Here is a 12,022-nt window from a genome sequence, read left to right on the forward strand (position 1 = left end):
CACCTATGATGATTGCTGAGTCTGAGTCGATACTTTTGAGCCAACCAGCGCAAAGTAAGTAATGTATAAGTAACATGCAATTGGTAAAAATAGCGCCATTTGCACACCAATAGAATCCGCTAAAATACCTTGTAATAGAGGAATAATTGCACCACCCACAATCGCTAAACATAAAATGCCTGAGCCTTTAGAGGTGTATTTACCAAGACCATGTAGCGCTAGGCTGAAAATCGTTGGGAACATAATCGAATTGCATAGACCCACGAGTAAAATTGCCCACATAGCAAGGCTTCCCTCACCCGTCATGGCAATCACAACAAGCATTACGGCAAGTAAGCCATGACATGCTAATACCTTACCTGCATTAAATTTTTGCATTACAGCCGCACCAATAAAGCGACCAACCATGGCTCCTGCGAAATAATAACTAATATAATGAGCGGCCTCTTTTTCTGCTAAACCCGCAATATTATCAAGGGTCAAAAAGCCCACTAAGAAGCTACCAATTGCCACTTCTGCGCCCACATACACAAAGATACCTACGGCGCCTAAAATTAAATGGCGATAACGCCAAACACTGCCTAAATCAACAAAGTCTTCTAAATCTTGATGAGCCGCTTCACTGTCACTTTCTTTACCTAGTTTTGGTAGCTTTAAAAATGCGAAGATAACGGCAAGTATTAATAAGCTTAACGACAACATTAAATAAGGTAGCTTCACTTCTTCTGCCGTGGCTTGGCTAATTTCAGATAGAATCAACCAACCACCAAAAATTGGCGCAACCGTCGTTCCTAATGAGTTAAATGCTTGTGTCATAGTCAAACGTGAAGAGGCTGTCTTTTGCGGACCAAGTACGCTTACGTAAGGATTTGCAGATACTTGTAAAATAGTGATACCTGATGCCAGTACAAACAAGGCCAGTAAAAATAGCTCATAAACATGGGCAACAGCGGCAGGGTAAAATAGTGCACAACCAACGGATGCAACCACCAAACCCACAACAATACCAAGCTGATAGCCAATTCGACTGACCAACTTACCTGCCGGAATTGACATCACAAAATACGCACCAAAGAAGCAAAATTGGATGAGCATAGCCTGCGTATAGTTAAGTGAAAACATACCTTTTAAGTAAGGGATTAATATGTCATTTAGACAAGTTATAAATCCCCACATAAAAAATAATGTGGTCAATGATGCCAGTGCGAAGTGTTGCTTTGGCATATCTGCTTGGCTTGAAGCAGCCGAAACAGGAGTTGATACATGAGCCATAATTTTCTTCTCTAGTTAATTATATTTATCAGTTTGTTACAGCAAAATTTGGTACTTAATCACTAACAACAAATAGCGAAATATGTTGCAACATTAAATGTAAGCGCTTACATTTATAACATATTAATCATATTTAGCAATTTATTTGCAGAAAAATTGTAAGCGCTTACAGCCGAGTCTAAACTCTAATCAGCTAAGTCTTACACTAACCCGAAGGACGCGTATCAACTGTGCATAAATCAATTTCACTGTTACCTGATTCACCTTTACTCAAACCCGAGTTCACTTTCGGTGTTGCAACGGCCTCATTTCAGATTGAAGGTGCACGCGAGCAACGCCTCGATTGTATCTGGGATACATTTTGTGAAAAGCCTGGAACCATCGCAGACCAAAGTCATGGTAATGTAGCTTGTGACCATGTTGCTCGTTGGCAGCAAGATGTCGAGATGATTGTAGACTTGAGCGTAGATGCTTACCGCTTATCTATTTCGTGGCCTAGAGTCATGCTTCAAGATGGCTCGGTAAACGAGCAGGGAATGGCGTTTTATGTTCAGTTATTAACAGCTTTAAAAGCACGTAATATTAAAACCTATGTTACTTTATATCACTGGGATTTACCCCAATACCTTGAAGATAATGGTGGCTGGTTAAATCGTGAAACGGCCTATAAATTCAAAGAATATGCCGAACTTGTGACTCGCCATTTGGGTCACCTGGTTGATTCATTTGCAACCTTGAACGAGCCTTTTTGCAGTGCCTATTTGGGTTATGAGGTGGGTGTACATGCACCTGGTATTAAATCACAACAGGCGGGTCGTCAAGCAGCTCATCACTTATTGCTTGCTCATGGCCTTGCCATGCAAGTATTACGTAAAAACTGCCCAGAAACAGAAGCGGGTATCGTATTAAACTTCAGCCCGACCTACCCTTTAACAGCCGATGATATAAAAGCCGCAGAACTTGCTGATCAGTACCATAATCAATGGTATATCAAAGCTGTTTTAGAAGGCGCTTACCCATCTTTATTTAATGATTTAGCTGATGAAGTTAAGCCCACTATTGTTGCTGGCGATATGGCGATAATTAGCCAAGCCGTCGACTTTATTGGCGTTAACTACTATACCCGCATACACTACAAAAATACCGCTGATGGCTGGTTTGAAGAAGCAAGCCTTGCGGGTGTACGTGTTACAGATATGGGCTGGGAAGTTTACCCACAAGGTTTAACTGAGCTTTTGGTATCACTGCATCAGCAATATGATTTGCCAAAAATGTATATCACTGAGAATGGCGCAGCCATGGCCGACACGTTAGAAAACGGTGAAGTGAACGACATTGAACGTGTAGATTATTATCATACCCACTTAAATGCGGTTTGTGATGCAATTCGCCAAGGCGTCGATATTCAAGGCTACTTTGCGTGGAGCTTAATGGACAACTTTGAATGGGCGTATGGCTACGAAAAGCGCTTTGGATTAGTTTATATTGATTATCAAAACCAACAACGCATTTTAAAAGAAAGCGCAAAACAATATCGCACACTACTTAAACAGCGATAAAAATAACAACAATCGAGAACACACATGCTGACTAAAAGAGAAAAAATAGCCTACGGATTAGGCGACACAGCAAGTAATATCATCTTTCAAACGGTGATGTTATTTTTAACTTTTTTCTATACTGATATCTTTGGTATTTCACCCGCTATTGTTGGCACCTTGTTTTTAGTGGTGAGAGTCGTTGATGCAATTACTGACCCATTGATGGGGGCTTTAACTGATTCAACCCGTACTAAGTGGGGAAGTTATCGTCCCTACTTACTCTGGCTTGCCCTACCATTCGGGGTGATCAGTATGATCACCTTCACCACGCCAAACCTACCTGAGTCAGGTAAAGTAATATACGCTTTTGTTACTTACACTTTACTGATGCTGGTTTATACCGCTATTAATATTCCTTACTCAGCGTTAGGGGGAGTATTAAGTGGCGACCCTAAAGAGCGAGTATCTATTCAGTCTTATCGATTTGTATTTGGCATGCTCGGCGGCTTAATTGTCAGTGCCTGTACTTTGCCTTTAGTCAACTGGCTTGGAAAAGGTGACAACGCCACAGGCTATCAACTCACTATGGCCTTGATGAGTGGCTTAGGCGTCATTCTATTTTTAATTTGTTTTCGCTTTACCAAAGAACGCGTTGCGGCTCATAACAGCTCATCATTAAGCTGGAAAAACCGCATGAGCACGCTTTGGCAAAATGGCCCGTTTAAGGTGTTGTGCTTTGCTGCATTTATGCTGTTAACCAGTATGGTATTACGTACAACCCTTGCCATTTACTATGTAAAATATGTACTTGGTGAAGCCGAGCTAGTCACTTATTTTGTTACCATCGGTATGATAGGTAACATTCTTGGTTGTGCTTGTGCGAACCCACTGAGTAAACGAGTTGATAAGAAAACCGCCTATATTCGTTTGCAATATATCTCTGCAGCAATTAGTTGCGTGGCATTTTGGTTGCCTGGCGAGCAGCTGATACTTGCCTTTGTGGTGTACTTTTTATGGTGTTTTTTCACGCAAATGGCGACCCCTTTATTGTGGGCAAAAATGGCTGACACCATAGATTATGGGCAATGGAAAACTGGTGAAAGACTGACAGGCCTTGTTTACGCGAGCGTAGTATTTTTTATTAAGCTTGGTCTTGCCCTTGGTGGTGCAATTGCAGGTTGGTTACTCGCATTTTATGGCTATGAAGCAAATACCGAACTGAGTGAGCAGACACTTTCGGGTATCTTAATTTCATTTACCCTTTACCCTGCAATAGGTAGTATGCTTGTCGCTTTTATCATGAAAAGGTATATTCTTGATAATCAAACAGTTGAGCAGATCAGTGCCGACTTATCGTTAAAGCAGCATCCATAACTTTGTTTAGTAAGGAATAACATGGCCACCATTTATGAGGTGTCGAAACTTGCAGGTGTTTCCCTTGCAACCGTTTCACGAGTAATGAACAACAATGCAAATGTCAGTGATGCCACCCGTAAAAAGGTCACTGCTGCAATGGATAAACTTGGCTATAGACCTAATTCAATTGCTCAGTCATTGGCATCAAATTGCTCTAACAGTGTTGGCTTATTGGTCTCTGAATTACAAGGTCCATTCTACGGGCCTATGATGAGTGGCATTGAAGATACCTTTCGTAATCAAGGCAAACACCTGATTATTGCTGCAGGTCACAGTGATGAAGAACGCGAAAAACAAGGCATTGAATTTCTGATTAGTCGTAATTGCGATGGTCTTATTTTGCATGTTGAAGCAGTTAGCGACGAGTATCTTATTAAACTCAGTAAAGGTCGAACTCCCTTTGTATTGATCAACCGCTATATCAGTGAACTCAGTGACCGCTGTATTCTGCTTAACAATATCAAAGGTGGTTATTTAGCTGCTAAACATGTTTTAGAACATGGTCATAAAAAAATTGCCTACATCAGCGGGCCTCTTTGGAAACAAGATGCCAAAGACCGCCTAGAAGGACATAAGCAAGCACTACATGAGTTTAACCTTGAGTTTGATGAAAACTTATTATTCCAAGGTGATTTTATGGAAGAGAGCGGCTATGAAGGATTAAAAGCCCTCCATCAACAAACGAATCCTTTCACTGCTTTGATATGTGCCAATGATGAAATGGCGGTTGGTGCCATGGCAAGTGCTAGAGATTTAGGTTTAACTTTACCTAAGCAATTATCGATTATGGGTTATGATAACGTGTTTTTCACCCGCCATGTTTACCCACAATTGACTACGGTTAACTACCCAATAGATGAAATGGGTCGTATGGCAGCGGACTGGGTGTTAAATCATGTTTATCAAAAACAAACCCCACCGCTACAAACATTATTTGAACCTGAGCTAGTAGTTAGGCATTCAATTAGCTGTCAATAAGCTCTGATAACAAGCCAAGATTAATCGGCTTTAAGAGGACTTGCTCAATCTCAAGAGGTTCGATTTTTTTAGGCTCTGGCTCTGCGCCACTAACAATAACTAACTTTAAGTTAGGGTGGCGCTGTTTAATTTCGCTTGCTAAATCAAGGCCTTCACCATCTGGCAAGTGCATGTCGAGTAAGACTTTATCAAAGTTTTGATCGTCTTTGAGTGTCGCAAGACACGCAACACAGTTTGGTGCTATTACCGTTTCAACACCTAAACTTTCAAGCAATAACTGAGTGATTTGCGCCGCATCACTGTCATCTTCCACCAATAAATAGCGAGTGCTCTGTATGGTCATTTCAGGGCTGTCATCTTGCTCAACCACAGGTTCAGTTTTACCTTCGCAAATATAATGATTTAGCACTTGGTAAAGCAACCCAGCATCAACAGGTTTTGCAATCATATCGTTAAAGCCAAGCGCACTTAATTCTGTTTTCACCCCTTTCATAGTGGCGGCGGTGAGGGCAATAATGGGCCCTTGATAACCCATTTTGCGAAGCTCAATAGTGGCTTCTTTGCCACCCATAACGGGCATATGCAAATCAATAAATACTATATCAAAAGGCTTACCTGCTTGCTCTGCATTAGCTACTTTTTCAATCGCTTGTTTACCGTGTTCTGCATATTCTACTTCTGCGCCAGTACTGGTGATCATATGACCAACCAGATTGCGTAAATCTTTTAGGTCGTCTACCACTAATACCCGCCCACTTGTTTTAAGCGTGGTTAGTTTTTGCTGAAAATCTGGGTTTGAATCAAAGCGAAGTACTTGGCGTTCAATATCTCGAATGTTGCCAGGGTAAATAGAAAGAGTAAACTCTGAGCCCACGCCTTGGGTTGACTCAAGTTCAATACTGCCTTGCATACGGCTCAGTAGTTCTGAACAAATTGCAAGGCCAAGCCCTGCTCCCCCCACATCTCGGGATTCAACATCAGCAATTTGTTCAAATGGCTTAAATATCAATGCTTGTTTTTCTGCTGGAATACCTAAGCCTGTATCTTTAATGCTAAAAAACAGCATTTCACGCTCCTGGACCCAAGCAGTCCAAGCGCGAACGGTAATTTCACCTTGGTTAGTAAACTTAATAGCATTATTAATGATGTTAATTAGAATTTGGCGCAACCGAGTAGCATCGGTATTGATCACTAGAGGTAGTGCCTGTTGTGACTCAAAATTAAGAGTTAAGCCTTTATCAAGCGCTGAGACACGCATTAGGGTATAAACATCAGTCATTAAACTATCTAAATTGACATCACAGCAGTTTAGTTCAAGTTTATCAGCAGCTATTTTTGATAGGTCGAGGACATCATTGAGTAAGCTCAATAAGTGCTTACCATTTCTATAAATCACGCTCAACTCATTTTGGGCATGTAGATTTTTATCGCTGTGCATGAGTAACTCAGTGTAACCCAAGATGGATGACAATGGTGTACGTAACTCATGACTTAAATGTGCCAAGAAGCGGTCTTTAGAGCGGTTTTCTGCTTCGGCTTTTAAGCGCTCTACACGCTCATCTTCAACATCTCGGCGAGCTAAAGCATAACGAATAGCACGGGCAAAGCGGCTAGAGTTCATCTCACTCTTGACAAGATAATCAACCGCACCAGCATCAAGCGCTGCAGAATCGAGAGCTTCATCAGATTGCCCTGTCAGCATAATAATCGGACCGCGAAAACCGTTATCAACGGCCCGTTTCAGCACTTCTAAGCCATCAGAGGCACCTAAGCGATAATCTAACAAACAAATATCATGCTTGTTTTCGCTAAGCACACTAATGGCTTGTTCTGGGCAGCTTAACCACTCAACATCGAATGTATGGGAACCTAATTGTTCTAGGTAGTCGCAGGTGAGAATATAGTCATCTTCATCGTCTTCTACTAAGAGTAATCGGGTTACCTTATCTAACATTCTGGCTCCTTATGCCAATTAGCTTAATTAAGTATTGTCGCTAATCGAAATTAATCGTTTCGTGATGTTGGCAGCTCTACAAACTCTACCCAGTATTTTCCTAGTGTTTGCATCAATTCGACTAAACCTTCAAAAGTAACCGGTTTCGTGATGTATGATGCAGCGCCTAAGTCATAGCCTCTAACCATATCTTCTTCTTGTTTTGATGTGGTTAAAATCACAACCGGAATGCCCTTCAAGTTAGGGTTCGCTTTGATTGCTTGGAGCGCTTCTCGACCGTCCATGCGCGGCATATTTAAATCAAGTAAAATCAAGCCCGGACGTGGCGATTTTTCTTTTTCACTAAATTTGCCTTTACGCTCAAGATATTCAAGCAGCTCTACACCATCTTCAACAAAAAATAGTTCGTTCAATACACGGCTTTCGGCCAATGCATCTTGGGTTAATAAACGATCATCTTCGTCGTCATCAGCCATTAAAATAGTAATTGGTTTAACTTTATTAAGTGGCATTACGCCTCTCCTTGTAGTGTGAAAAGCGATGTTTCCACAGGTAATTTAATTGTAAAGCTTGCACCTTCATTAACGCGACTATTCGCCGTGATTTCTCCACCATGGCGTTCAACGATTCGGCGACAAACTGATAGGCCTATGCCTGTGCCCTTATATTGAGAGCGACCATGCAAACGCTGGAATGGTACAAATATTTTTTCTAGGTACTCTTCAGAAAAGCCAATTCCGTTGTCTGAAATAGTAATTATTTCCCACTCTACCTCTGCGTTATGAACTTGACTAAACTCTTTGGTTCGCTGGTAACTAATGTTGATTACAGGCGGCACATTTTCACGCCTAAACTTCACTGCATTAGACAGAATGTTTAAGAACAATTGCAGCATTTGGCTTGGATCAGCTTGAATGTGCGGTAACGTATCGAGATTAACAGTGGTTTCAGATTCATTAACCGCGATTTCAAGATCATCAAGTACTTCTGCAACAACCTCATTTAAGTCAGTATCAGTAAAGTCTTTGCCCCGAGTCGTTACTCGTGAAAATTCAAGCAAGTCATTGATTAAGTTAGACATTCGCTGAGCTGCGTTTTTCATGCGATTAATATAATCAATGCCTTTTTCACCGAGATCATCTTTGAACATTTTTTCAAGGCGGTCACTAAAAGCTTGAATCTTTCGCAGTGGCTCTTGTAAGTCATGACTTGCAACAAAAGCAAATTCTTCAAGCTCTCGATTTGAGCGGCTTAATTCATCTGAATAGATGGTCAGCTCTTGGGTGCGCTCTGCTACTTTTGCCGCAAGGTTCTCATTTTGATTTTCAAGTTCAGCTCGGTACTTGGCTTGGTTACGCAAATTGATACGTGTTAACAAGAACATACCAATAATTAATAAAGTGCTAGTAACAGCAGTAATTGCAAATGTTAACTTAGCATCGTCTTTTATTTGCGAGAGTTTAGTGAACTGATCTATCTTGAAATTAAGCTCACGCATTTGAATTTCATCAACTGCTAGGCGAATTTCTTTATATAAGTCGCGACCTTGGTTAGTTAATAACAAACTACGAGCCTTAACGTCTTTATTGGCTAAAGCCAGATCGGTCGTTTTAGTCATTACCGCAATTTTGTCATTTACTAAGTAAAGAAAACGAGCAATGCGATCTGCCTGACCCGGTATTTCTGAATGCAAACTTTTCACAAGCATTATCTGTGCTTGCATCGAGGCAATTGCATCATTGTAAGGCATTAAGTAATCTTCACGATCAGTGAGTAAATAACCACGTTGACCCGATTCAGCTTGCACCAAAGATAAGTGTAATCGCTCAATTGCTGTATTGAGCGAGTTCGTGTTATCTAGGCTGTTTTGTGTTTCAGTGAGCGAGCGAATACTATCAATAGCTAAAAAAGCGTTAGCCACCACGATACAGAGCACCACGGCAATAAAGCCAGCCCAATTGATCGCTATTTTTCCTTTTTGTTTGTGCATTTACTTCCTAATCTATGAGTGCTTAGTCAGCCCCGTGAGTGTCACTTATTTCTTGTAAGTGCTCACTACACTGCTGGCAATTAGCTATTATTTTATTTAATGCCTCAAGTGCTTTTTGCTTTGGCATATCATTTTCTAATACGAGCTTAACTAACTCTGCATTCATTGAAATACGGTTTAGCGGCGCACGAGCGTCGTGCACCATTTTTCGTAAAGACTCGTTATTATTCATAGCCATCCTTTGTTATTTATATTCGCCAATGCCTCCATAAGCATTTAAACGGTTATAAAGAGTTTTAGTACTGATCCCCAGCATTTGTGCTGCAATCGTCTTATTACCTTGTACTTTATCTAAAGTAGCGTGGATCAACTCTTTTTCAACTTCTTCAATAGTTTGCCCTGCAACAACTTGATTTGCTTGGCTCTCTTTATTCACTTTAGAGAACGGAGACTCTAATGATTCAGGCAAGGTAATAGCTGTGCCTTTAGGGTCACTCATAATAAAAGCCCGATGAATAGCGTGGCGAAGCTCACGCACGTTACCAGGCCAATCATGCCCTTCTAGCTCTTTGATTTGCGCTGCTTGCCATTTAAAGTCGGTGCCGTTTTCTTCATTGAGTTGCTCTAAAAAGGCATTGGCGAGCAGTGGAATATCTTCTTTTCGCTCACGTAGCGGTGGAATATCAATGGGGAATACCGCTAAACGAAAATAAATATCTTCACGAATAACATTGTTTTGCGCAAGGTCGGTTAAGGTGCGGTTGGTAGCAGAAATAACACGGCAATTCACTGCTTGCTCTTTGGTGCCACCCACTCGGGTTACTTTTTTGCTTTCAAGAACGCGTAGTAAGTTTGGTTGCATATCAATCGGCATTTCGGTGACTTCATCTAAAAACAAAGTACCACCAGCAGCTTGTTCAAATACACCCTCTTTGCGCGCAATAGCCCCTGTAAACGCGCCCTTTTCATGACCGAACAATTCGCTACCAATCAGCTCTTTTGAAAATGCACCACAGTTGGTTGCCACTAACGGACCATCACATTCAGTCGCATTATGAATTGCCTGCGCCACCACTTCTTTACCTGCACCACTTTCACCCATCAACATCACATTGGCAGAAGTGGCTGCAACACGCTCAATCATAGTATAAAGCTTCTGCATCACCTCAGATTCACCAATCAGGGTGCCAAAATGACGTTTTATTGCTGGTGTTGCTTTTTTCTTAGGGGCTGATTTTTTCGGGTTGAGTACACGCTCGATATCTTCGCGTTGTAAAGGTTTAACAAGATGCCCTACATTAGGTTCACACATCTCTGCTAGCTTACCTTTTACTGAAGGGTGCCCTGAAATTAATGTGACTCGAGGAGATTGACCTATTGCTTTTAAATGCTCAAGTAAATGAAGGCCGCTGCCATCTGGCAACATGAAGTCTAAAAAGACATGATCAAACGTGTTGTTTTCAAACCATTGCTCAGCTTCTGCCAAATTTGCTGCGGTATTTATATTATGCCCAAGAAACTCCACTATGTGACAAACTACATCGCTAAATTCACTGTCATCATCGACCAAAAGTACGTTCAACATATTCATTTCCTAAGCTTTTTTCATCATTCTACGCAAATTTTTTTCGAAAAGAAAACCAAATACGCTAGATACCTAAATAGTTCTTAATTCCAGTTATATTACCTTATTAGTTTCAATTTGGGGTAAGTATAATGAATTAAATGCGAAAAAAAGGTTATTATGGCGCATTCAATATTAAGCTGAGCTGTACTTGCGTTAATTTAAAGTTGTAATCCCATGAAGCTATTAAGAAAAGTAATTCACCCAAGTTTAAGTAATGACTATGGCACGATATTTATTCGTAACACTGCGCGCGCTATCGTATTAAAGGGTGAACAAATACTACTTTTATATACCGCCCGTTATGATGACTACAGCCTACCAGGTGGTGGAGTTGATGAAGGCGAAAGCATTGAGCAAGGGCTTCACCGAGAATTACATGAAGAAACAGGCGCACAACACATCCAAGTAAACCGACCACTGGGGTTATACGAAGAAATCAGGCCTTGGTACAAAGACGACTTCGACTGTGTTCATATCAAGTCTTATTGCTACTTCTGTGAAATAAGCGATGAATTTGCAGAGCCAAAAATGGAACATTACGAAGTGCAAAATGGCATGCACCCTAAATGGGTAAATATTTTTGATGCCATAGCACATAATGAAACCACTATGGTAATGAGTGATAAACAGGGCTTATCAATTCAGCGCGAGACCTTTTTATTAAAGCGAATTGCTGACTCGCTTTAGTTTTATTTAAATGGAAAGCATGCTGTAACACTTTGAATATGCATCTATTGACATGTTTTCATCGCTTTTGGAGCGATATAAAAACGCCAAAGTCCTAGTAAATTACTCAATAAAAACACTGCTTCCATTACCACTGCTACTGGCGAGAAAATCAGAACATTATGTGTTAACCAACATAGTGTACCTAAGAGCATAAAAAGCCTTAGTAACAAATCTTTACTCTGAAACGAAGCATAAGTCTGAATTAAGGTCGCTGTTAGGGCAATAAAACTCACCCAAGTGTGCCAAGTAAATAGCACTGCGCTTATGCTCAAAAGCATAAATGCAATCATCACCCAAGTTTTGCGCGCAAAAATAAAGTAACCATAACGTAGTGCTGCGATCAGCATTAAACATGCTGCACTTAAGTTATCGAGCAGCATAAAGTGCACAGATGTGAGTAAAACAGAGCTAAACAAACAAGCTAAAATTGCTTGTCTTTGTTTAAACTGAAATGAAGCCAAATCGAGTAATGTGGCAATGGCCACTAAGCATTGAGATAAAATAAACATAACGAC

At 40.8% G+C, this 12,022-nt stretch carries 11 protein-coding genes; 4 read left to right on the top strand and 7 right to left on the bottom strand.

The window, feature by feature from the left end:
• Positions 1-3: 3 nt before the first annotated feature.
• A complete protein-coding gene (locus HCZ11_RS08030) occupies positions 4-1,272 on the bottom strand; it encodes a sugar MFS transporter (RefSeq protein WP_130049588.1) in 1,269 nt (422 codons plus the stop codon).
• Between the two features lie 230 nt (positions 1,273-1,502).
• Here HCZ11_RS08030 and HCZ11_RS08035 point away from each other — a divergent pair, with 230 nt between their 5' ends.
• The 3 genes from HCZ11_RS08035 to HCZ11_RS08045 are packed head-to-tail and all read left to right on the top strand — an operon-like array spanning position 1,503 to position 5,207.
• Positions 1,503-2,831 (top strand): GH1 family beta-glucosidase, encoded by a 1,329-nt coding sequence (locus HCZ11_RS08035; RefSeq protein ID WP_167658161.1) that lies wholly within the window; start codon positions 1,503-1,505, stop codon positions 2,829-2,831.
• A gap of 24 nt (positions 2,832-2,855) precedes the next feature.
• Positions 2,856-4,187 (top strand): glycoside-pentoside-hexuronide (GPH):cation symporter, encoded by a 1,332-nt coding sequence (locus HCZ11_RS08040; protein WP_130049590.1) that lies wholly within the window; start codon positions 2,856-2,858, stop codon positions 4,185-4,187.
• 21 nt (positions 4,188-4,208) lie between these two features.
• Positions 4,209-5,207, top strand: coding sequence for a LacI family DNA-binding transcriptional regulator (locus tag HCZ11_RS08045; RefSeq protein ID WP_167658162.1), 999 nt, complete (start codon positions 4,209-4,211; stop codon positions 5,205-5,207).
• Here HCZ11_RS08045 and HCZ11_RS08050 read toward each other — a convergent pair.
• From HCZ11_RS08050 to HCZ11_RS08070, 5 genes are read right to left on the bottom strand one after another with little or no spacing between them, the layout of a single operon-like run.
• The gene (locus HCZ11_RS08050) at positions 5,194-7,161 is read right to left on the bottom strand and encodes a response regulator (RefSeq protein ID WP_167658163.1); all 1,968 of its coding nucleotides are present in this window, start codon (positions 7,159-7,161) and stop codon (positions 5,194-5,196) included. The genes HCZ11_RS08045 and HCZ11_RS08050 overlap by 14 nt on opposite strands.
• Positions 7,162-7,211: 50 nt before the next feature.
• A complete protein-coding gene (locus HCZ11_RS08055; RefSeq protein WP_130049593.1) occupies positions 7,212-7,673 on the bottom strand; it encodes a response regulator in 462 nt (153 codons plus the stop codon).
• Positions 7,673-9,151: an ATP-binding protein gene (locus HCZ11_RS08060; protein WP_167658164.1), complete on the bottom strand. Its 1,479-nt coding sequence runs from the start codon at positions 9,149-9,151 to the stop codon at positions 7,673-7,675. The genes HCZ11_RS08055 and HCZ11_RS08060 overlap by 1 nt, the downstream gene beginning before the upstream one ends.
• A 22-nt stretch (positions 9,152-9,173) precedes the next feature.
• Entirely contained in the window at positions 9,174-9,389 is a 216-nt protein-coding gene (locus HCZ11_RS08065; protein ID WP_130049595.1) for a histidine kinase, read from the bottom strand.
• 6 nt (positions 9,390-9,395) lie between these two features.
• Positions 9,396-10,736, bottom strand: coding sequence for a sigma-54 dependent transcriptional regulator (locus HCZ11_RS08070; protein ID WP_130049596.1), 1,341 nt, complete (start codon positions 10,734-10,736; stop codon positions 9,396-9,398).
• Between the two features lie 216 nt (positions 10,737-10,952).
• Between HCZ11_RS08070 and HCZ11_RS08075 the strand changes: the two genes are divergently transcribed.
• Entirely contained in the window at positions 10,953-11,465 is a 513-nt protein-coding gene (locus tag HCZ11_RS08075) for an NUDIX hydrolase (RefSeq protein ID WP_167658165.1), read from the top strand.
• Between the two features lie 44 nt (positions 11,466-11,509).
• On the opposite strand, the gene HCZ11_RS08080 is transcribed toward HCZ11_RS08075, so the two are convergent.
• Entirely contained in the window at positions 11,510-12,016 is a 507-nt protein-coding gene (locus HCZ11_RS08080) for a YgjV family protein (protein WP_167658166.1), read from the bottom strand.
• Positions 12,017-12,022 lie beyond the last annotated feature (6 nt).

It is taken from the genome of Pseudoalteromonas sp. HF66, from assembly GCF_011806445.1.
Taxonomy (GTDB): Bacteria; Pseudomonadota; Gammaproteobacteria; order Enterobacterales; family Alteromonadaceae; genus Pseudoalteromonas; species Pseudoalteromonas apostichopi.